18 protein-coding genes are annotated in these 19,752 nt (G+C 72.9%); 9 read left to right on the top strand and 9 right to left on the bottom strand.

Annotation, left to right across the window (positions count from 1 at the left end):
- The first annotated feature begins 33 nt into the window (after nucleotides 1–33).
- Together pyrE and BKA05_RS16350 are read left to right on the top strand one after the other, a co-directional pair.
- A complete protein-coding gene (gene pyrE, locus BKA05_RS16355; protein WP_343045711.1) occupies nucleotides 34–585 on the top strand; it encodes an orotate phosphoribosyltransferase in 552 nt (183 codons plus the stop codon).
- Nucleotides 582–1,547, top strand: coding sequence for a DUF368 domain-containing protein (locus BKA05_RS16350; RefSeq protein ID WP_179532378.1), 966 nt, complete (start codon nucleotides 582–584; stop codon nucleotides 1,545–1,547). The genes pyrE and BKA05_RS16350 overlap by 4 nt, the downstream gene beginning before the upstream one ends.
- Here the strand turns inward: BKA05_RS16350 and BKA05_RS16345 are convergent.
- On the bottom strand, nucleotides 1,507–2,163 hold the full coding sequence (locus BKA05_RS16345; protein WP_179533273.1) for a DedA family protein: 657 nt from the start codon (nucleotides 2,161–2,163) through the stop codon (nucleotides 1,507–1,509). The genes BKA05_RS16350 and BKA05_RS16345 overlap by 41 nt on opposite strands.
- A 124-nt stretch (nucleotides 2,164–2,287) precedes the next feature.
- On the opposite strand from BKA05_RS16345, the gene BKA05_RS16340 reads away from it, so the two are divergent.
- Both BKA05_RS16340 and BKA05_RS16335 read left to right on the top strand, forming a co-directional pair.
- Nucleotides 2,288–3,301, top strand: a complete 1,014-nt coding sequence (locus BKA05_RS16340; protein WP_179532377.1) for an IS481 family transposase — start codon at nucleotides 2,288–2,290, stop codon at nucleotides 3,299–3,301.
- 83 nt (nucleotides 3,302–3,384) lie between these two features.
- A complete protein-coding gene (locus BKA05_RS16335) occupies nucleotides 3,385–4,023 on the top strand; it encodes a TrmH family RNA methyltransferase (protein WP_179533272.1) in 639 nt (212 codons plus the stop codon).
- A 160-nt stretch (nucleotides 4,024–4,183) separates the two neighbouring features.
- Here the strand turns inward: BKA05_RS16335 and BKA05_RS16330 are convergent, their stop codons facing one another.
- The 4 genes from BKA05_RS16330 to BKA05_RS16315 form a co-directional block, all read right to left on the bottom strand.
- Complete coding sequence (locus BKA05_RS16330) at nucleotides 4,184–6,310, bottom strand: M14 family zinc carboxypeptidase (RefSeq protein WP_179532376.1); 2,127 nt, start codon at nucleotides 6,308–6,310, stop codon at nucleotides 4,184–4,186.
- 111 nt (nucleotides 6,311–6,421) lie between these two features.
- A complete protein-coding gene (locus tag BKA05_RS16325) occupies nucleotides 6,422–8,164 on the bottom strand; it encodes a M14 family zinc carboxypeptidase (RefSeq protein WP_179532375.1) in 1,743 nt (580 codons plus the stop codon).
- Between the two features lie 105 nt (nucleotides 8,165–8,269).
- Nucleotides 8,270–9,016, bottom strand: a complete 747-nt coding sequence (locus BKA05_RS16320; protein WP_179532374.1) for a septum formation family protein — start codon at nucleotides 9,014–9,016, stop codon at nucleotides 8,270–8,272.
- A 51-nt stretch (nucleotides 9,017–9,067) separates the two neighbouring features.
- Nucleotides 9,068–9,565 (bottom strand): DUF2867 domain-containing protein, encoded by a 498-nt coding sequence (locus BKA05_RS16315; protein WP_179532373.1) that lies wholly within the window; start codon nucleotides 9,563–9,565, stop codon nucleotides 9,068–9,070.
- A gap of 61 nt (nucleotides 9,566–9,626) precedes the next feature.
- On the opposite strand from BKA05_RS16315, the gene fbaA reads away from it, so the two are divergent.
- Nucleotides 9,627–10,658, top strand: a complete 1,032-nt coding sequence (gene fbaA, locus BKA05_RS16310; RefSeq protein WP_179532372.1) for a class II fructose-bisphosphate aldolase — start codon at nucleotides 9,627–9,629, stop codon at nucleotides 10,656–10,658.
- 110 nt (nucleotides 10,659–10,768) lie between these two features.
- On the top strand, nucleotides 10,769–11,194 hold the full coding sequence (locus BKA05_RS16305; protein WP_179532371.1) for a DUF3151 domain-containing protein: 426 nt from the start codon (nucleotides 10,769–10,771) through the stop codon (nucleotides 11,192–11,194).
- Between the two features lie 16 nt (nucleotides 11,195–11,210).
- Here BKA05_RS16305 and BKA05_RS16300 read toward each other — a convergent pair whose 3' ends face one another.
- Together BKA05_RS16300 and BKA05_RS16295 are read right to left on the bottom strand one after the other, a co-directional pair.
- Entirely contained in the window at nucleotides 11,211–11,972 is a 762-nt protein-coding gene (locus BKA05_RS16300; RefSeq protein ID WP_179532370.1) for a PIG-L deacetylase family protein, read from the bottom strand.
- A 32-nt stretch (nucleotides 11,973–12,004) separates the two neighbouring features.
- Nucleotides 12,005–12,931, bottom strand: coding sequence for a LysR family transcriptional regulator (locus tag BKA05_RS16295; RefSeq protein WP_179532369.1), 927 nt, complete (start codon nucleotides 12,929–12,931; stop codon nucleotides 12,005–12,007).
- A 102-nt stretch (nucleotides 12,932–13,033) separates the two neighbouring features.
- On the opposite strand from BKA05_RS16295, the gene BKA05_RS16290 reads away from it, so the two are divergent.
- Nucleotides 13,034–14,071 carry a YeiH family protein gene (locus tag BKA05_RS16290; RefSeq protein ID WP_179532368.1) on the top strand — a complete coding sequence of 346 codons (1,038 nt, stop codon included), beginning with the start codon at nucleotides 13,034–13,036 and terminating at the stop codon, nucleotides 14,069–14,071.
- A 56-nt stretch (nucleotides 14,072–14,127) separates the two neighbouring features.
- Here BKA05_RS16290 and lysS read toward each other — a convergent pair whose 3' ends face one another.
- On the bottom strand, nucleotides 14,128–15,876 hold the full coding sequence (gene lysS / locus BKA05_RS16285) for a lysine--tRNA ligase (protein WP_179532367.1): 1,749 nt from the start codon (nucleotides 15,874–15,876) through the stop codon (nucleotides 14,128–14,130).
- Nucleotides 15,877–16,235: 359 nt separating this feature from the next.
- Between lysS and BKA05_RS16280 the strand changes: the two genes are divergently transcribed.
- Entirely contained in the window at nucleotides 16,236–17,219 is a 984-nt protein-coding gene (locus BKA05_RS16280; RefSeq protein ID WP_179532366.1) for a helix-turn-helix transcriptional regulator, read from the top strand.
- Nucleotides 17,220–17,312: 93 nt separating this feature from the next.
- Here BKA05_RS16280 and BKA05_RS16275 read toward each other — a convergent pair whose 3' ends face one another.
- Nucleotides 17,313–18,230, bottom strand: coding sequence for a diacylglycerol/lipid kinase family protein (locus BKA05_RS16275; RefSeq protein ID WP_343045710.1), 918 nt, complete (start codon nucleotides 18,228–18,230; stop codon nucleotides 17,313–17,315).
- Nucleotides 18,231–18,444: 214 nt separating this feature from the next.
- On the opposite strand from BKA05_RS16275, the gene BKA05_RS16270 reads away from it, so the two are divergent.
- Entirely contained in the window at nucleotides 18,445–19,743 is a 1,299-nt protein-coding gene (locus BKA05_RS16270; protein WP_179532365.1) for an adenylosuccinate synthase, read from the top strand.
- Nucleotides 19,744–19,752 lie beyond the last annotated feature (9 nt).

Here is a 19,752-nt window from a genome sequence, read left to right as displayed (position 1 = left end):
ACGGTCGGCTGCGGGCCCTGTTGAATGGGCCCCGTGACCGACGCGAACGCCACGGACCCGGCGCTGGCCGCCGACATCGACGCCCGCTGCCGCCTGACCGGCACCTTCACGCTGCGCTCGGGGCAGGTGGCCGACACCTACTTCGACAAGTACCTCTTCGAGGCCGACCCCGCGCTGCTGCGCCGCGTCGCCGAGCAGATGGTGCCGCTGCTGCCCGAGGACACCGAGCTGCTCGGGGGGCTCGAGCTCGGCGGGGTGCCGATCGCCACGATGGTCGCCCAGCTCACGGGCACGCCGGCGCTGTTCGTGCGCAAGACGGCCAAGGAGTACGGCACCTGCAAGCTCGCCGAGGGCCCCGACGTCTCCGGTCGCCGGATCACCCTGATCGAGGACGTGATCACCACCGGTGGCGCCGTCCGCGACGCGACCCGCGAGCTGCGGGCCGCGGGCGCGATCGTCGAGACGGTCGTCTGCGCCATCGACCGCAGCCCCGAGGGGGAGAACCCGCTCGCCGACGTGGGCCTGGAGGTCCGCCCCGTGCTGACCCGCGCCCAGCTCGACGCCGCCCAGGCTGCCGGCCGATGACCAGGACCGCCCCCGCGGAGCCCGCCGCGCCCGTACGCCGCTCGCGGGCCCTGCTGCCGCTCGACCTGCTCCGCGGCTTCCTCATCGGGATGGCCGAGCTGGTGCCGGGCGTCAGCGGGGGCACGGTCGCGCTGGTGACCGGTGTCTACGACGAGCTCATCGACTCCGCCTCCCACGTGATCGGCGCGGCCCGTCAGGGGATCGCTGGCCGGCGGGCTGCGCTGCGGACCGAGCTGGCGCGCACCGACTGGTGGCTGGTGCTGCCCGTGCTCGTGGGCATGGGGGCCGCGGTGCTGACGGTGGCCGGGGTGATGGAGTCGTTCGTCTCCGACCACCCCGAGCACGCGCGCGGGCTGTTCTTCGGCCTGGTGCTGGTGAGCATCCTGGTGCCGATCCGGATGCTCCCCGAGGCGACCCGGCCGCGCTGGGCGGACGCCCTGCTCGTGGTGGCGGTCGCCGTGACCGCGTTCGTGGTCGTCGGCCTGGCCGGCTCCGGGGCGACGGCCGACCCGCCGCTGGTGCTGGTCGCCCTGGCGGCGTCGGTCGCGATCTGCGCCCTGGTGCTGCCCGGTGTCTCCGGCTCGTTCTTCCTGCTCACCGTCGGTCTCTACACCACCACCCTGGACGCGGTGGACTCGCGCGACCTGGTCTACGTCGGCGTCTTCGCGCTGGGCGCGGTCGCCGGACTCGTGGTCTTCGTGCCCGTGCTGCGCCACCTGCTGCACGCGCACCGGCGCACCACGCTGCTGGTGATGGCCGGGCTGCTCGCCGGCTCGCTGCGCGCGCTGTGGCCCTGGCAGGAGGCTCCCGAGGGGGCCGCGGGCGAGGCGCACGGCCCGGGCGCGCTGCTGGCGCCGTACGACCCGGTGGGCGGGCCGCTGCTGCTGGCCCTGCTGGGCGCGGCCGTGGTGGCCGCGCTGCTCAGCCTCGAGACCTGGCGAGCTCGCGCCGCCACTCGATGACCAGCGGGATCGCGAAGACCGCGAGGATCGCGAGCAGCGCGAAGTCGAGGTTGTCGCCGAGCCACTTGATGTTGCCGAGGAAGTAGCCGAGCAGCGTGATGCCGACGACCCAGAGCACGGCGCCGACGAAGCTCCAGACGAAGAACACCCGGCGGTCCATGCGGGTGGCGCCGGCCACCACGGTGATGAAGGTGCGCACGAACGCGACGAAGCGTCCCAGCACCAGGGCGATCGCCCCGTGCTCGTCGAAGAACTCGTGGGTGCGGTCGAAGTGCTTGCGGCGCAGGAGCCGCCCGTCCCGCTCGTAGAGCGGCGGACCGATGCGTCGGCCGATCTCGTAGCCGGCGACGTTGCCGCCGAACGCGGCCAGCACCATGAGGGCCATCGCGATCGTCAGCTCGGTGGCCACGCCGCCGGGGAAGAGGTCGATCTGCTCGGTGGCGATGAACAGCCCGATGCTGAACAGCAGCGTGTCCCCGGGCAGGAACGGGAACAGCAGCCCGCACTCGACGAACAGCACCGCCAGGCTGATCCAGAAGAGCGCCTCCCCGAAATGACCCAGCCACCACTCCAGGTCGAGGAACTCGATGCCGAACAGGAGCGGCTCGATCCCCATCACCCGTTCAGCCTAGCTGTTCTGACCACGGACGTTAGGTACGGCGGGTCGGCTGGACCATGACGAAGACCTCCGGGTGAGGTGTGGAGCTACCACAGCAACCACATCCACCACGGAGGTCTTCATGACCCACGCTAACGCCACCCTCACCCCAGCCGGGCGACTGCGTCTGGCCCAGCTCGTCGTCGACCACGACTGGACCTACGCCCGTGCCGCCGAACGGTTCTCCGTCAGCATCACCACCGCCCGCCGCTGGGCCCTGCGTTACCGCGAATCCGGCAGGGCCGGCATGGTCGACCGGTCCTCACGACCGCACCGCTGCCCAAACCAGCTGCCCCGACGAACCGAGCGTCGGATCGTGAGCCTGCGAGTCACCCGGCGCTGGGGACCGGCCCGGATCGCCTACCACCTCGGGCAGAACCCCTCGACCGTCCACCAGGTCCTGCGCCGCTACGGCTGCCCACGGCTGAAGTGGACCGACCCCGCCACCGGCACCCGGATCAAGACCTCCTCGCGGGACAAGCGACGCTACGAGCACGCCGCACCGGGCGATCTGGTCCACGTCGACATCAAGAAGCTCGGCAAGATCCCCGACGGCGGCGGCTGGCGCGTCCACGGCCGCGGATCAGCCCAAGACCGCAGCGCCGGCGCCACACGCGACCGGGCCGCCCGCTCCGGTGCCACACCCTCGCGCGGCTACGTCTACCTCCACCACGCCGTAGACGACCACTCCCGGCTGGCCTACTCCGAGATCCTCACCGACGAACGCAAGGAGACCGCCGCAGGGTTCTGGCAACGCGCCCGCGCCTACTTCGCCGAGCACGGCATCGCGGTCAGCGCCGTCTTGACCGACAACGGCTCCTGCTACCGATCACGGCTCTGGGCCGCGACCCTGGGCCAGGACGTCAAACACCGCCGCACCCGCCCCTACCGGCCCCAGACCAACGGCAAGGTCGAACGCTTCAACCGCACCCTGCTCGAGGAATGGGCCTACGCCTGCGCCTACACCTCAGAAGCCGACCGCGCGTCCGCCTACCCGGAGTGGCTCCATCACTACAATCACCACCGCGGCCACACCAGCCTCAAAGGCAAGTCACCCATCGACCGCGTGCCCAACCTCCCCGGGCAGAACACCTAGCCAGCGCCGCCGACTACCGTGCGGGGGTGTCGCGAATCGAGCAGTCCTCCGAGGAGGAGGAGCGGCGTGCGCCGTACGACCCGATGCCGCACGGACCCGCCGAGGTGGGGGTCGGCCCGTGGCCCGGCGAGTGGCCCGTGGGCGACCACTGGGACCGCGACCTGCTGCGCGACGGCGACCGACGCAACGTCGTCGACCGGTACCGCTACTGGACGATGGAGGCGATCCGCGCCGACCTCGACACCCGGCGGCACGGCTTCCACGTCGCCATCGAGAACTGGCAGCACGACTTCAACATCGGCACCGTCGTCCGCTCGGCCAACGCCTTCCTGGCCGCCGAGGTCCACATCGTCGGCAACCGGCGGTGGAACCGCCGCGGTGCGATGGTGACCGACCGCTACCAGCACGTCCTCCACCACCCGACGGTCGAGGACCTCACGGCCCACCTGCGCGAGCGGGACCTGCCGTTGTACGGCGTGGACAACCTGCCGGGCTCCCAGCACCTGGAGACGATGGCGGTGCCGCGCGAGGTGTGCTTCCTCTTCGGCCAGGAGGGCCCCGGCCTCTCGCCCGCCGCCCGCGAGGCCTGCGACGCCACCTTCTCCATCGCCCAGTTCGGCTCCACCCGCTCCATCAACGCCTCTGCCGCGGCCGCCATCGCCATGCACACCTGGGTGGTCCAGCACGCCGACCTCTCCCACGACGACACCTGGCGCGGCTGAGGCGGCGGAGCCCCGCGGGACGTCATACGGACGGGACGTCCGCTTGCGCTGGACGTATGACGTCCCGCGCCGCCGCGAGCACCTAGGTCAGCGACGGGCCGAACGCGAACGCCGGGCCGGACCACGAGGGTCCGACCCGGCGTCCAGGTGCTGCAGTGCGTCAGCGGCAGGCGCGTCGCAGGTCGAGCTTCTTGACCTGGCCGCGGGCGATGTAGAGGTTCTTCTTGCTCTGCACCTTGCCGTCGACCTCGCAGGTGAGGACGTAGGACTCCTTGGTGCCCTTGACCTTCGAGGACTTCGCGGAGAACTGGCCGACCTCGACGGTGTAGGTCGGGGTCACCGAGGCGTAGTTGATGACCTCGATGACGTAGGTGCCGGCCGGGGCGTCGGGGATCTCGACGGCCTCGCCGGAGCCCGGCAGGTTGCCCGAGGTGCCCATCTCGACCAGCTCGTCGCCCTTCTTCAGGTAGACCGCGAGGTCGAGGTCGTCCGGGGTCGGCCAGGTCAGATCGATCCGCATGACGTCCGAGGCCTTCTTGGCGACGTACTCGTGGGTGGCGGTGCCGACGCCGGGGACGGTCACCGAGCCCTCGATGGTCTCCGAGGCGAACGGGGCGTCAGCCAGCTCGTCGACCTTCTTGCCCATGACCACCGGGCGGGTCGAGGGGTTCACGATCCAGTTGAACCTGCCCTTCTTGCCCACCGTGATGGAGGAGTCGACGAAGTCCTCGAAGCTGGAGTCCCAGGTCGGGGAGTCGAAGTCCTTGCGCAGGCGGATGGTCGCGCCCTTGGGGGCCTTGCCCTTGAGGACACCGTGGTACTTGGTGTCGATGGCGTGCTTCAGGGCGATGAAGTAGGCCTCGCGGTTGCCCTTGCCGGCGTACTCGCCGGCACCGAGGTACTGGTCGACGACGTCCTCGTACGGCGGGTGGAACTCGTCGGGGCCGATCTCGAAGGTGTAGCCGTAGCCACCGGTGGCGTTGTAGGACCAGTCCTCGGTCGTGCCGGTGGTGTCGTAGAGCTGCCAGCCGTGCTGGTTGGAGTAGCCGTTCTGGGCGGCCATCTTGGCGCCGACCTTCTTCAGGCCCTTCTCGTCGGGGCTGTCGCCCACCGGGAGGCCGTCGGGGCCGATGGTGGAGGGGGCCACGCCGTTGGGGCGCAGGATCAGGTTGCCGAAGGTGTGGTTGGAGATCAGCATCGTGACCTGGCGGCTGCGCACCAGCTCCTGGATGTTCTGGGTCTCCGGCTCCGAGAACGGAGCGGCACCCCGGTAGGTCGGGTCGAGCGGGCCGAGCTCGACCTCCGCCGGGTTCGGGGTGCTGCCGGCGGCGCCGGGGCCGCCCCAGAAGCCGCCGTAGTTGCGGTTGAGGTCGACGCCGAGCAGGAAGCCGCCGTTGGTGGTGAGCTGCGCGGCGCAGGACCCGTCGGGGGTGTCGACGCCGTCGATGAGGCGGCAGTTCTTGCGCATGTAGGCGTGACCCGGCGTGCCCAGGATGGAGACGGTGTCACCGCCGTCCAGAGCACGCAGGTCGACGAACTCACCGTCGGTGCGGGAGAGGTCGAAGCCGTCGGCGTTGACCACGGGGACCACGACGACGCGGCCCTTCTTCAGCAGCTTCGTGGTGCGCTTGTCCTTGCCGTAGCCCTCGGCGAGGTCGATGGCGAACTCCATGGCGTTCTCGCCGGAGGGCCACTCGCGGGCGTGGTGCAGGCCCATCAGCACGAAGGTCGGCTTGCCGGTGTCGGGGCCCTTGACGCCCTGGCCGATCTCGACGCCCTGGACGATGCGGCCGTCGAGGGTCGGGTGGTTGAGCTCGAACAGCTTGACGTGCTGGGGGAACCGCTCGGCCAGGTCGGCCATGTCGGCGTTGTAGTCCTCGAGGGTGCGGTAGCCGTCGCGGCCGGAGGGCAGCGGGCTCTGCACGACCGAGGCGGCGTAGGCCTCGTCGGTCTTCCACACCTCGAGCGAGCGGGCGACGAGGTCGGGGATCTCGACGTCGTAGGTCAGGCCGGCGGCGAGCAGCCGGGCGCGGTCGGCGACCGAGTGCAGGACGACCTCGACGTAGTCGTGGCCGGCGTGCTCGGTGAGGTCCAGGCCGAGCTTGGAGAGCACCATCTTGTCGGCGCGGGTCGGGGTGTCGACCTTGACCAGCTGCGGACGGAAGATGTTGGCGGGGGAGGTGGTGGCGGCCTCCGAGCCGATCGCCGTGAGAGGGGCGAGGGCAAGGGCGGCCAGCGTGGCGGTCGCCGCGAGGGCGGTCCGGCGGGCGCGGGTTCGGCGGATCATCGTCGAGCTCCTGGGTCGTCCCGAGTCGGGGGATGGCGGGTTGAGTTGTCAACGCAGGATCGGCCGTCAGGTCACGCACCTGAGGCGTGGCTCACCTCTGGGGTGGAGGTGTCAGCACCGTCGCAGGGCCACCCGGACCCGCTCACCGCGCTCCACCCGGACCCGCGTCACCTGGCTCCTGCCCCGTGCGGACGTGCAGGTCAGGCGGTACTTCTCCGCCTGCGGCGACGTCGGTCGCGTCGACGGGTTGACGTGCCAGGTGAAGTCTCCGGACCGGGGCACGACGAGGGTCGTGCGCAGGCGTGCCGGGCTGGTGCCGTCCCAGGTCGTGGTCGCAGCATCCCGGGTCAGCGTGAGCGTCGCGCCGGCGGGCGCACGCCCGGTGAGGACGCCGTGCGCCCGCCGATCGGCGGCGTGCTCCAGGGCGACGAGGTACGCCGCGCGGTTGCCGCCCCCGGGGCGGTCGGCGCCGACGTACTCCGCGACGACGTCCTCGAAGGGCGGGTGGAACTCGGTGGGCCCGATCTCGAAGGTGAACCCGAACGCGCCCGTGGCGGCGTAGGCCCAGTCCTCGGTGGTGCCGACCCCGTCGTAGAGCTCGTGGCTGCGCTGGTTGGTGTAGCCGTTCTCGGCGGCGAATCGCGCGCCGAGGCGGCGCAGGGCCTTCTCGTCGGGAGCCAGGCCGAGGGGCACGCCGCCGTCGGTGACGTGGTCGGGCGCGCCGGCCCACGGCCGCAGCACGAGGTTGCCGGAGGTGTGGTTGGTGATCAGGGTCGTCACCTGCCGCGACAGCACCAGGTCGCGCACGTTGCGCGTCTCGGGCTCGGAGAAGGCGTCGGCGCCGTGGTGGCGCGGGTCGAGCAGCCCGGCGTGGAACTCGGTGACGCTCGGGGCGGTCCCGGCGGCGCCCGGGCCGCTCCACCACTGGCCGTAGTTGCGGTTGAGGTCGACGCCGAGGCCGAAGCCCGCAGGCGTGGTCAGCATCGCCGCGCAGGTGCCGTCGGGGGTGTCGACCCCGGCGACGAGGCGGCAGTTCTTGCGGAGGTAGGCCAGGCCCGGGGTGAGCACCTGGGTGGCGACGGGGAGCAGGGTCCCGGTGGGGTCCAGCGGGTTGAGCACGTTGAGGTCGACCAGCCCGCCGGAGGTGCGCGACAGGTCGAAGCCGTCGGGGTTGACCACCGGCACGACGACCACGCGCACGCGCCGCAGCAGCCGGCGTACGTCGCGGTCGGTGCGCTCGAGCGCCACCAGGTCGTGGGCGAACTCCATCGTGTGCTCCGCCGAGGGCCACTCGCGGGCGTGGTGCAGCCCCAGCATCAGGAAGGTGGGGCGGCCGTCGGCGGGACGCCGGACCCGGTGGGCGATCTCGACGCCGTGCACCTCGCGGCCGTCGAGACCAGGCTCAGGGAGCGTCAGGTGCCGCACCAGGGAGCGGTGCTCGCGGGCCAGGTCACGCAGCTCGGTCTCGTAGTCCTCGAGCGTGCGGTACGACGTGCGGCCGGACGGCAGCGCGGAGCGGACCGTGCGGGCGGCGTACTCCGCATCGAGGCGGTTGCGCTCGGCCTCGCGGGCCACCAGGTCGGGGACCAGCACCTCCGAGTGGAACCCGGACGCCTCGAGGCGTGCCCGCTCCGCGGCGGTGTGCAGGACGACGTCGACGCCCTCGGTGCCGCCGTGCTCGGTGAGGTCGAGCCCGAGGGCTCCGACCGACTCGGCGTCGGCGTGCACCCGCACCAGCTGTGGGGTCCAGGGACGCTCGGTGGAGACGGCGGCCGGGCTCGGCCCGAGCAGCGAGGCGGCGAGCGCGGCGGCGCCGACCGCGGCGGCGAGGAGGGGGCGGCGGAGGGGGGCCATGACTGCGCAACGCGCCGCCGGCTCAGTGGTGACGGCTGCGGCGCCCGGTGGGACCGGATTCACAGCGGACGAGCGGGCCGGCCGCCCGGCCGGCCCGCTCCCCGGTCAGACCTTCTCGTAGCAGAGGACGACCCACCGGCGGTTCTCGTCGGTGAACCACGACCAGGCGAACTTCGGCGTCCGGACGCGGTCGGGGCAGCGCTCCAGGGCGGCCCGGCGCACCTTCTTCTCGGCCCGGGCGTCCTTCGCCGGGACCGAGAGCCAGAAGGCCTCCTTGTTGCGCCAGCCGAGGTGACGGACCTTGGTCTTGCAGACGGTGCCGTAGAAGTCCTTGGTCATGCAGCGCCGCACGTTGCTGTGCAGCTTCTTGGTCACCGTCGGCATCCCGGCCCCGGTGATCACCATCAGCCTCTCGCCCTTGACCCGGGCCAGGTCGCAGCGGAACCAGCGGGCACCGGCGTCGCGCTGCTCCTGCGAGGGCATGAACCAGAACTTCTCGTAGGCCGAGCGGCGGTAGAGCAGGTGGTCGTCGGTGGTGATGGTCTCCCACCCCGGGGCGCAGGCGGCGACGACCGCCTTGCCGACCTTGCGTCGCCGGTCCCACGACAGGTCGTCGGGGAGCTGGCCCACGCCCACGACCTCGGTGGTGTGCCGGCGGGCGCAGTCGACGTCCTCGGTCGCGGTCTCACCCATGACGTCGGCCCAGGTCATGTCGGCGCAGGTGCCGACGGCGGGCGCGCCCGCCATCGGGTCGGGCTCGACCGGCTCGTCGGCTGCGCCGGCGGGTGCCGTGAGCAGCGTGAGGCTGAGCAGAGAACCCAGGGCCGGCAGGACGATGGAACGCAGACGCACGATGGACTTCCTCGGAAGGGGCGCCCCGGCGGGGCGCAGGCGCCGTGGATGCTAGGAGAGGTCGGCGCGGATCCGGGCATCGACGAGCGTCGTCACGACCTCGCGGGCGCCGACGTCGGCCAGCAGGTAGGCGGTCCCGAGCAGTCCCTCGGGCTCGAAGGTGATCTGCAGGTCGACCGCGCAGCCGTCCGGGCGTCCGTCGACACGGAGCTCGAGCCGCACCCGGCCGGGAGCCCGCACCGCGGCCTCCAGCACCAGCCGGTGCCCGGTCGTGGTCGGGCCGGCGGCCAGGACCCGCCAGAAGCCGGCTCGGTCACCGGCCCGCAGCAGCGGCCCGTAGGGGACCGGCCAGCGGCGACCACCGCCGAGGGCCAGCCGGTCGAGCGCCCCGCGCACCACGAACGGGGCGGCATCGGCGTACCAGTGCCGGCCGGGGCCGGCACCCGCGAGCACCGCCCACGCCTCGTCGGCCGAGCGGGGCGACGTCGAGCCCCGGCCCGAGGTGTGCAGCGACCGGGGCAGGCGCAGGGAAAGGGACGGACGACCCATCGAGACCACGGACCCTTCCTACTAGGGTGAGTGACGTCTGACCCCACCCGAGGAGCGCCACGTGCCCATCGCCACCCCTGAGAAGTACGCCGAGATGCTGGACGCCGCGAAGGCCGGTGCCTACGCCTTCCCCGCGATCAACGTCTCGTCCAGCCAGACCCTCAACGCGGCGCTGCAGGGCTTCGCCGACGCAGGCTCGGACGGGATCATCCAGGTCTCGACCGGCGGCGCCGAGTACCTCTCCGGCCCCACCCGCAAGGACATGGTGACCGGGTCCGTCGCGTTCGCGGCGTACGCCGCCGAGGTCGCGAAGAACTACCCGGTCAACATCGCGCTGCACACCGACCACTGCCCCAAGGACAAGCTCGACGGCTTCGTCCGCCCGCTGCTCGACCTCTCCGCGGAGCGGGTCAAGCGCGGCGAGGCGCCGCTGTTCCAGTCGCACATGTGGGACGGCTCGGCGGTGCCGCTGGAGGAGAACCTCACCATCGCCGGCGAGCTGCTCGAGAAGTGCATCGCCGCCAAGATCATCCTCGAGATCGAGGTCGGCGTGGTCGGCGGCGAGGAGGACGGCGTCGAGAACGAGATCAACGAGAAGCTCTACTCCACCCCCGAGGACGCGATCGCCACCGCCAAGGCGCTCGGCTACGGCGAGCGCGGCTACTACATGACCGCGCTGACCTTCGGCAACGTCCACGGCGTCTACAAGCCGGGCAACGTCAAGCTGCGTCCGGAGGTGCTGAAGGCGGCCCAGGAGGCCGTGGTCGGCGAGTTCGGTCTCGAGGCCGGCTCCAAGCCCTTCCACCTGGTCTTCCACGGCGGCTCGGGCTCGACGGCCCAGGAGATCTCCGACGCCGTCGACTACGGCGTGGTGAAGATGAACGTCGACACCGACACCCAGTACGCCTTCACCCGGCCCGTGGCCGCGCACATGTTCAACAACTACGACGGCGTGCTGAAGGTCGACGGCGAGGTCGGCAACAAGAAGGCCTACGACCCGCGCGCCTGGGGCAAGGCGGCCGAGGCCGGCATGGCCGCCCGCGTGGTCGAGGCCTGTGAGCACCTCCGCTCGGCGGGTCGCTCGCTGGGCTGAGCGCCCCCACGGCACCGCAGCACCGAGTCGTGCCCCCCAGCGCGCGCCATGGCGCCCGCTGGGGGGCACGACTGCGTCGAGGCTCAGGTCGGCCTGGCACGATGGCGACCATGAGCATCGGACAGGACCTGATGGCGGGCCCGCCCCCCACCCACCTCCCCGAGGACCCGGCCGCCGCCGCGCTGGCCGAGGGCCAGGAGCGGCACGCGGTGGCGCGGCAGTTCCCCGCCTCACCGTTCGCCTGGGCGGCGCTCGCCGGCGCGGCCGCCGAGCAGCAGGCCGACCCCGTGACGATCTACGCCTACGCCCGCGTCGGCTACCACCGCTCCCTGGACATGCTGCGCCGCAGCGGCTGGAAGGGCCACGGGCCGGTGCCGTGGGAGCACGAGCCCAACCGCGGGTTCCTCATGTGCCTGGCGCTGCTGGCTCTGGCTGCCCGCAGCATCGGCGAGGACGACGAGTGGGAGCGCTGCTCGACCTTCCTGCGCGACTCCAGCCCCACGGCGTACGACCAGCTGCTGACCGACCTCGGCTGAGCCCCGTGGGCTGGGGCTACTCGCCCCAGCCCATCGCGAACACCTCGAACGGCGCGGCGAACGCGCACCCCAGCCGCTGCCCGGTCGCCCGGGCCATCCCCTCGAGGAACTCGCGGGGGTCGAAGTGCTCCCAGCCCAGGCCGTCGATGTAGGCGCGGTGCGCCTCGAGCGAGGCCACACCGGCATCGAAGGTGTCCGTGGTGTCGACGGCGTGCGTGGACTGCGGTGACCCGAAGGCCCACACCTCACCGACGCCGTCCCACCGCTCCAGCGACCCACCGCCCTCGGCCAGCTGCTCGGTGAACACCCAGCGGTTGCCGGCGTCGCGGACGGCGTCGAGGACCGCCCGCCCCACGGCGATGTGGTCGGCCTGGTTGAGGTTGGCCCCGCCCCAGGTGTCGCGGAAGTTGCCGGTGAGCACCACGTCGGGGCGGTGGCGTCGCACGGCCCCGGCGATCGCGCGCCGCAGGGGCACGCCGTACTCCAGGACGCCGTCGGGCAGCCCGAGGAAGTCGACGGTGTCGACCCCGACGACCCGCGCCGACTCCACCTGCTCGGCCTCCCGGACCGGGCGGCACTCCTCCGGCGACATCGCGTCGATGCCCGCCTCGCCGCTGGTGACCATGCAGTAGACGACCTGCTTGCCCTGACCGGTCCAGCGGGCCACCGCGGCGGCTGCGCCGAACTCCAGGTCGTCGGGGTGGGCGACCACGCACAGCAGCCGCTCCCAGTCCTCGCGCAACGCCGTCAGGGGGGCCGGTGCCTCGTCGGTGCTCATGGCGCCATCGTGCTCCTCCCGGCGGCGGCTGGCTACGCCCTCGGCTCGTCCCGGGTGGTCTCGTGGGAGGCGCGGGCGATCCGCAGCAGCCGCGCCGCGTCGCCGACCGGGCGCCGGCTGGGCAGCCACACCGCGCGCAGGGTGCGGGCGAGGTCCAGCCCGGCCACCGGCACCTCGACCAGGGCGCCGGTGGCCAGCTGGTCGGCGACGCCCAGCTCGCTCAGCACGGCCGGGAGGTCGCCCTGCAGCGCGGCCGCGCGGACGGCGGCGGTGCTGGCCAGCTCGAGGTGGTGGCCGCCCAGCGGTGCGCCGGCACGGGTCAGGGCCCGGGCCAGGGTGCGGCGGGTCCCCGAGCCCTCCTCCCGCAGCACCAGCTCGGCGTCGGCCAGCTCGGCCGGGGAGAGCGGGGTGGTACGCCGGGCCCACGGGTGCTCCGGGGCGACCACGACCACGAGGCGGTCCAGGCCCACCGCGGCGACCGAGACCTCCTGCGGCACCGAGGGCGACTCCACGAAGCCCAGGGGGACCTCGCCGCTCAGCACCCGCTCCAGGACCTGCTCGCTGTTGGCGACCTCGAGCCGCACCTGATGGCCCGGCTGCTCGCGGCGGAACCGCGCGATCCACGCCGGTGCCAGCTGCTCGGCGATGGTGAGGCTCGCGACCACACGCAGCCGGGCGGCCCGCTCGGCGGCCAGGGAGCGCGCGCCCGTGCTCACCCGGTCGACCGCCTCCAGCGCCTGCCGGGCCCACGCGACCACGACCTCGCCCTCGGAGGTGACCCGCGAGCCGGCGGGGCTGCGCTCGAGCAGCTGCAGGCCCAGCTGGCGCTCGAGGCGGGAGAGCAGCCGGCTCGCGTGCGGCTGCGTGGTGCCGAGGTCTCGCGCGGCCGCGCCCACCGACCCGCCGGCCGCGACCCGCACCAGCAGGTCGAGGGCGACCAGGTCGGGGCGATCATTCATGCGCACAGCGTATGGGTGGCGGGGTTCCCATGTCTGTCAGGCATGGACCGGAGCGCAGGAGCCGTCTAGTCGCGGGGCGCGTCACCGCCCAGGCTTGGTGCCATGCCCACCGATCTCGCCGTCCGCCCCGGAACGGCCGGCAACCAGGCCCCGCCGGTGCCGCCCGGCGTGCGGGCCGGACTGTCGCTGGCCGCCGGGCTCGGGCTGGTGGCGGTGGTGGTGCACACGCTGGTGCCGGGCGTCCCGACCACGCTGGTCGCCGTGCTGCTCGGCGCTGTGGTCGCCGTCTCGGGGGCGCTGGAGGGCCGGCGGGGTGCGCTCGTCGCGCCGGGCCTGCACGTCGCCTCGCGTCGCGTGCTGCGCATCGGCGTCGCCCTCCTGGGGCTGCAGGTGGCGCTGACCGAGGTGCTGGCGCTGGGCTGGCCGGTGCTCGCCGTCGTGCTGCTGGTGGTGACCGGGGGGATCGCCGGGACGCTGGCCCTGGGGCGTGTCCTCGGGCTGCGCGGGGAGCTCGTCGTGCTCGTGGCGGCCGGGTTCTCGATCTGCGGGGCGGCTGCGGTCGCGGCCGTCGCCGGCGTACGCCGCAGCCGGGACGCCGACACGGCCGCGGCGGTCTCCCTCGTGGTGCTGTGCGGCAGCGTCGTGATGGTGGGGCTGCCGGTCCTCGCGCTGCTGGCCGGCCTGGACCCGGTGGCGGCGGGCGCCTGGTCGGGGGCCAGCACCCACGAGGTGGGCCAGGTCGTCGTCGCCGGTGGGCTCGCGGGCGGCGGGACGGCGCTCTCCCTGGCCGTGCTGGTCAAGCTCGGCCGGGTACTGCTGCTCGCACCGGTCGTCGCGGTGCTCGGGTGGCGGGCGCGGTCGGCGGGTGCGGCGGCGGGGGAGCGGGCGCCGGTCGTCCCCGGCTTCGTGGTGGTGTTCGTGCTGCTGGCGGTGGTGCGGACGTGGGTGCCGCTGCCCGAGGGCCTGCTGGCGCTCGCGGGCCTGGTGCAGGACGTCACTCTCGCGGTCGCGATGGCCGCCCTGGGCTGCGCGCTGCGGCCGCGGGTGCTCGGCGCGGTCGGCGGGCGCGGGCTCGCGCTCGCCGCGTGCTCGACCGGGCTGGTGGTGCTGCTCGGGGCGCCGGTGGTGCTGGCCCTGTGAGGGTGCGGGGGTCTCGTGGCTCGTCGCGCGGAGCGAGCCTCGAGACCCGGTGACGCCTACGGGGTCAGCAGCGCGCGGACCTTGTCGGCACCCAGCGCCAGGAACAGCGTGGGCAGCCGCGGGCCGCGCTCGGCGTCGACGAGCAGGTGGTAGAGCAGGCCGAAGAACGCCTTCTGGTCGGCCTTGACCTCCTCGGTCGGCGGGTCGTCCAGGCCCATGCCGCGGGCGAGCTTGGGGACGCCGTAGATCAGGGCGGTGGTCTCCTCGAGCTCGAGCCGGTCGGGGAGCCGGTCGAGCAGCTGGCGCAGCCACAGCTCCTCGTCCTCGCTCAACGACGCCAGTCGCTCGGCGTCCTTGCTCTCGCGGACGGTGGTGCGGTCCTCGGCGGGGACGTACTCCGACATCCACGTCATCGCGCGGCCCAGCCGCGGCTCGAGGTCCTCGACCGAGTCGTGGGCGTGGCCGACGTCGCCGATGATCCTGCTGATCAGCTCCGCGGAGCCGGCGGTGACGTCGGCGACCGAGCTGAGCAGGCGGAACGGCACGACGACCTTCGGTCGCGGCAGGGTGCCGGCCGCCGCGGTCGAGACCGCGCGCTCGTAGGCCAGCACCTGGGCGTCGCGCTTGTCGGGGTTCTCGGCCTTGCGGGTCAGGGAGTCCCACTCGTCGTACAGGCGCACGACCTCGGGACCGAAGTCGATGTCGAAGGCCTGCTTGGGCTGGCGGCGGGCGTAGAGCCAGCGCAGGATCGGCGCCTCGAGGATGCGCAGCGCGTCGCTCGCGGTGGGGACGCCCCCGGAGGAGGAGGACATCTTCTGCATGCCGGCGAAGCCGACGAAGGCGTAGGCGACGTAGGAGGGTGCGCGGAAGTCGAAGACCCGCTTCACCAGCTCCTTGCCGACGGTGTAGGACGAGCCGGGCGTGGAGTGGTCGAGCCCGCCGGGCTCGAAGTCGACGCCCTCGTAGGCCCAGCGCATCGGCCAGTCGACCTTCCACACCAGCTTGCCCTCGGCCTGCGTCGCGACGTTGGTGACGTGGGAGTCGCCGCACGAGGAGCAGGTGTAGGCGAGGTCCGTGGTCTCGTCGTCGTACGACGTCAGCTCGACGGTGTCGCGCCCGCAGGTGCGGCAGTAGGGCTTGTAGGGGAAGCGCGCGAGCGAGCCGGCGTCGGTGAGGGCGTCGTCCTCGTCGGCGACGGAGTCGGCCAGCGCGGCGGCCTCCTGCTCGGACTCGGCGGCGGGCTCGGCCTTCTTGGTGCGGTGCTTGGCCAGCACGTCCTCGATGACGTCGCGGTTGCGGATCGCGTGCAGGACCTGCTCGGTGTAGGCGCCGGCGAGGTACTGCTCGGTCTGGGAGACCTCGACCATCTCGACGCCGAGCTCGACCAGCGCGGCGCGCAGGGGGGCCTTGAAGTGCTCGGCCCAGGAGTCGTGGCACTCCCACGGGTCGGGTACGGCGGAGAGCGGGCGTCCGATGTGCTCGGCCCAGGACGCGGGGACCCCGGCCGGCACCTTGCGGAAGCGGTCGAAGTCGTCCCAGGAGTGCAGGTGGCGCACGGCCACCCCGCGGCGGCACAGCTCCTCGGCGACGAGGTGCGGGGTGAGGAACTCGCGCAGGTTGCCCAGGTGGATCGGGCCGGACGGGCTGGCGCCGGAGGCGCAGGTGACGACCCGGCCCTCGGGCAGGCCGTCGGTCAGCGCCTCCTGGCCGCCCGCGTGCCGGATCGCGTCGTCGGCGGCGCGGGTCACCCAGTCGGTCGGCTCGGTGCTCTTGCCGCTGGGTCGGGCGGAACCGCCTCGTGACATGGGGTGCTGCTCCTGCTGGTGGTCCGGGAAGGATGCGGCCCGCTCCGGGCCGCGGCCACGCTACCCGCTGGGCGCGGTGGCGGCCCATCTCGCGGGGGTGTGAGACGCATCGGCCCGGACCGGTGGAGGGCCCGTGCTCCCGGCGTGGGCCGCGGGATGCGCGAGGGCGTCGGAGCCATCCCCTGTAGGTGACCCCGACGCCCTCGAGGTGGTCCGGAGCGCCGTCATCCCCCGACGAAAGGCGCTCCGCACGGACCGGAGCCCGTGCCACCGCGACCCAGCATGGGGTTGTCCGGTGCGTGCCACAAGGAGGGTAAAGGCCTCTGGCACCATCCTGTCAGGAGTCGTACCATCGCGAGATGGTCATCCCGGACTCCGTCATCACCGCGCTGGGGTTCGGCAAGACCGCCGACCGCGCCTACCACCAGGTCGTCTCGCAGAACGGCCGCGAGCTGGTGTCGATCGCGTCGTCGGTGCTGCGCACCCCCGAGGAGCTGCTGCGCGACCTCGCGCCGCTCGTCGAGCGCGGCATCGTGCGGGTCGAGGACTCCCGGTTGTTCGTGCTGACCCCCGCGGAGGTGGTGGTGCGGATGGTCGAGATCAGCGCGGAGTCCGCGGCCGCCGCCCACGGGCGGCTGGAGGCGGTCGCGCGGGCGCTGCCCCACCTCACCGCGAGCAACGTGCGACCCGCCGCCGGCGAGCTCGCCGAGGTGCAGCCGGTCGATGGGGAGATCAGCAGCGGCGGGCAGCCCGTGGAGCTGCTGGCCTCCCTCATCCGCGGCAGCATGGGCGACCTGCTGTGGCTGCGGCCCGACCAGTTCCACAAGCCGCGCGAGGACGCGATGGCCCAGATCGTGGGCGAGCAGGTGGCGAAGGGCCGCCGCTCCCGGGCGATCTACCCCGTGCGTGCGCTGCACGAGGCCGCGGACACCCTGGCCCTGCGGGCGAGCGTCGGTGAGGAGATCCGGCTGCTGCCCCAGCTGCCGACGCGGATGTTCATCATCGGCACCACCCACGTGATCCTCCCCGAGCCGCTCGGCTTCGTCGACGAGCCGCGGTCGTTGGTGCGCCAGCGCGGGTGGGTCGAGGCGATGACGCTGTGGTTCGAGAGCCTGTGGGAGAAGGCGTCCCCGCTCACGTCCACCTCCGGCCGCGGGGCCGGCGACATGCGCGGCTTCCTGCTCCAGCAGCTCGCCGCCGGTGCCCAGGACGAGCAGATCGCCCGGCGGCTCGGGGTCAGCCTGCGCACCGTGCGGCGTCGGGTGGCCGACCTGATGTCCGAGCTCGGCGCCGAGTCACGCTTCCAGGCGGGGGTCGAGGCCGCCAAGCGCGGCTGGATCTAGTCCTCCGGCCCGGCCTCCTGCGGGCGGAGCCCCTCCGGGTGGTCGAGCAACGAGGAGCGCCAGCGACGAGCGGGCGTCGAGACCGCCGGTCGGTCAACGTGGGGGCAGCACCATCCGGTACGCCGCGGGCTCGACGTGCCAGGTCCGGTGCCGCTCCGGGCCGTAGACCTCGCCGTCGGCCGAGCAGTAGAACTCGTCGCCGGAGACCGACACGGTCGAGCCGCGCAGGTAGATCACGTCGTCGCGCTCGGGGTGCTTCCCGCGCACCAGCTGCGCGACGTACCCCATCCGCGCGAGCGGGCCGATCGAGCGGGCGACCATGACGTCGACCTGCCCGCTCTCGGGGTCGGCGTGCGGGGCCAGCGAGGTGCCGCCGCCGACCTCGGAGCCGTTGCCGACCGCGACCATCAGCACCGGCTCGTCGAAGTCCACGACCCGCTGACCGTCCACCTCGACGCACAGTCGCAGGTAGGGCGGCTTCACCGAGGAGAGCAGCGCACCGATCGGGTAGCCGAGCCTGCCGAGGTTGGCCCGGCCGACGCCGACCTCGTGGAGACGGTCCTTCCAGCGTGCCCCGCGACGGCTGGCCTGGGCGCCCGCACCGGCGTGCACGTGGTTGACCACGATGTCGCCGACCTCGTCGACGATCAGGTCGACAGGCCGCGCCTCGCCCTCGAGCACGACCCGGGCGGCGTCCTCGATGTCGAGCGGGATGTCGTTGCCGCGGGCGAAGTCGTTGCCGGTGCCCAGCGGCAGCAGCGCCAGGGTGCGCTCGGCGAGCTCGTGGCGCCGGTGCAGCGCGGAGACCACCGCGTGCATGCTGCCGTCGCCGCCCGCGACGACGATCGTGCGCGAGCCGGCCCGGTGCAGGACGCCGTTGAGCTCGCCGGGGTCGGAGGTCGCCGCGACCTCCACCGACGTGGCCCCACGCAGCACGGCCAGGCCCCGCTCGAGCGTCTCGTCGTCGGCGGTGCCGGCGTCGCTGTTCTTGATCACGAGCAGGGGCTCCACGACGTGGGAGCGTAGCCCTCGGCCGCTGCGCCCTGGGGGTGAGCGGGTGTCCGCGCGCGGCGGCGACGGGCTCCCGGCCTCCTGATTTTGGTAGCGTTGCGCCGCAAGAGCCCCGGCGCGTCTTGTGCCGGGCTCTTCGCGTTCCCCCGGCGCTGCAGGCGCTGGGAGCGCAGTGACCGGCACAAGGCTGGCAACAGGAAAGGGGCGCGAGCAGATGCCCGCGATCGCCATCATCGGTGCCCAGTGGGGCGACGAGGGGAAGGGCAAGGCCACCGACCTGCTCGGCTCCAGCGTCGACTACGTCGTGAAGTTCAACGGCGGCAACAACGCCGGCCACACCGTCGTCATCAACACCCCGGACGGCAAGCAGGAGAAGTACGCGCTGCACCTGCTGCCCTCCGGCATCCTCACCCCCGGCTGCACGCCGGTCATCGGCAACGGCGTCGTCGTCGACCTCGACGTGCTGATGGAGGAGCTCGACGGGCTCGAGGCCCGCGGCGTGGACACCTCCCGCCTGGTCGTCAGCGCCAGCGCGCACGTCATCCCCGACTACAACCGGGTGCTGGACAAGGTCACCGAGCGGTTCCTCGGCTCCCGCCGGCTCGGCACCACCGGCCGCGGCATCGGGCCGACGTACGCCGACAAGATGAACCGCATCGGCATCCGCATCCAGGACCTCTTCGACGAGAAGATCCTGCGCCAGAAGGTCGAGGGCGCCCTGGAGCTGAAGGCCCAGGTGCTCACCAAGGTCTACAACCGGCGTGCGCCGCTGGTGGAGGAGACCGTGGCCGAGCTGCTCAAGCACGCCGACCGGCTGCGCCCGATGGTCCGCGACACCGGCCTGCTGCTCAACCAGGCGCTCGACCGTGGCGAGACCGTGCTGCTCGAGGCCGGCCAGGCCACGCTGCTCGACGTCGACCACGGCACCTACCCGTTCGTCACCTCCTCCTCGGCCACCGCCGGCGGCGCGTGCACCGGCTCGGGCATCCCGCCGATGCGGATGGACCAGGTCATCGGCATCGTGAAGGCCTACACCACGAGGGTGGGCGAGGGGCCGTTCCCGACCGAGCTCTTCGACGACTCCGGCGAGCACCTGCGCAAGGTGGGCGCCGAGTTCGGCACGACGACGGGGCGTCCCCGCCGCTGCGGCTGGTACGACGCGGTCATCGCCCGCTACGCGGCGCGGGTCAACGGGGTGACCGACTTCGTGCTGACCAAGCTCGACGTGCTCACCGGCCTCGAGCAGGTGCCGGTCTGCGTGGCCTACGACGTCAACGGTGTCCGCCACGACGAGATGCCGGTCAACCAGACCGACTTCCACCACGCGGTGCCGATCTACGAGTACCTCCCCGGCTGGTGGGAGGACATCTCCGGCGCCCGCACCTTCGCCGACCTGCCGCAGAACGCGCAGGACTACGTGCGTGCGGTCGAGAAGATGTCCGGCGCGCGGATCTCGGCCGTCGGCGTCGGCCCCTCGCGGGACGCGACCGTCGTCGTCCACCCGCTGATCTGACCCTCCCCT

Source organism: Nocardioides marinus, from assembly GCF_013408145.1.
Taxonomy (GTDB): Bacteria; Actinomycetota; Actinomycetes; order Propionibacteriales; family Nocardioidaceae; genus Nocardioides; species Nocardioides marinus.
The sequence above is the reverse complement of the archived record's forward strand: the minus strand, read 5'-3'. Positions and strand labels throughout refer to the sequence as shown.

Excerpts from the sequence above, each read along its gene's own strand:
- BKA05_RS16350 (WP_179532378.1), top strand. The coding sequence starts at position 582 with ATGACCAGGACCGCCCCCGCGGAGCCCGCCGCGCCCGTACGCCGCTCG.
- BKA05_RS16345 (WP_179533273.1), bottom strand. The coding sequence starts at position 2,163 with ATGGGGATCGAGCCGCTCCTGTTCGGCATCGAGTTCCTCGACCTGGAG.
- BKA05_RS16340 (WP_179532377.1), top strand. The coding sequence starts at position 2,288 with ATGACCCACGCTAACGCCACCCTCACCCCAGCCGGGCGACTGCGTCTG.
- BKA05_RS16335 (WP_179533272.1), top strand. The coding sequence starts at position 3,385 with ATGCCGCACGGACCCGCCGAGGTGGGGGTCGGCCCGTGGCCCGGCGAG.
- BKA05_RS16330 (WP_179532376.1), bottom strand. The coding sequence starts at position 6,310 with ATGATCCGCCGAACCCGCGCCCGCCGGACCGCCCTCGCGGCGACCGCC.
- BKA05_RS16325 (WP_179532375.1), bottom strand. The coding sequence starts at position 8,164 with ATGGCCCCCCTCCGCCGCCCCCTCCTCGCCGCCGCGGTCGGCGCCGCC.
- BKA05_RS16315 (WP_179532373.1), bottom strand. The coding sequence starts at position 9,565 with ATGGGTCGTCCGTCCCTTTCCCTGCGCCTGCCCCGGTCGCTGCACACC.
- BKA05_RS16305 (WP_179532371.1), top strand. The coding sequence starts at position 10,769 with ATGAGCATCGGACAGGACCTGATGGCGGGCCCGCCCCCCACCCACCTC.
- BKA05_RS16300 (WP_179532370.1), bottom strand. The coding sequence starts at position 11,972 with ATGAGCACCGACGAGGCACCGGCCCCCCTGACGGCGTTGCGCGAGGAC.
- BKA05_RS16295 (WP_179532369.1), bottom strand. The coding sequence starts at position 12,931 with ATGAATGATCGCCCCGACCTGGTCGCCCTCGACCTGCTGGTGCGGGTC.
- BKA05_RS16290 (WP_179532368.1), top strand. The coding sequence starts at position 13,034 with ATGCCCACCGATCTCGCCGTCCGCCCCGGAACGGCCGGCAACCAGGCC.
- lysS (WP_179532367.1), bottom strand. The coding sequence starts at position 15,876 with ATGTCACGAGGCGGTTCCGCCCGACCCAGCGGCAAGAGCACCGAGCCG.
- BKA05_RS16280 (WP_179532366.1), top strand. The coding sequence starts at position 16,236 with ATGGTCATCCCGGACTCCGTCATCACCGCGCTGGGGTTCGGCAAGACC.
- BKA05_RS16270 (WP_179532365.1), top strand. The coding sequence starts at position 18,445 with ATGCCCGCGATCGCCATCATCGGTGCCCAGTGGGGCGACGAGGGGAAG.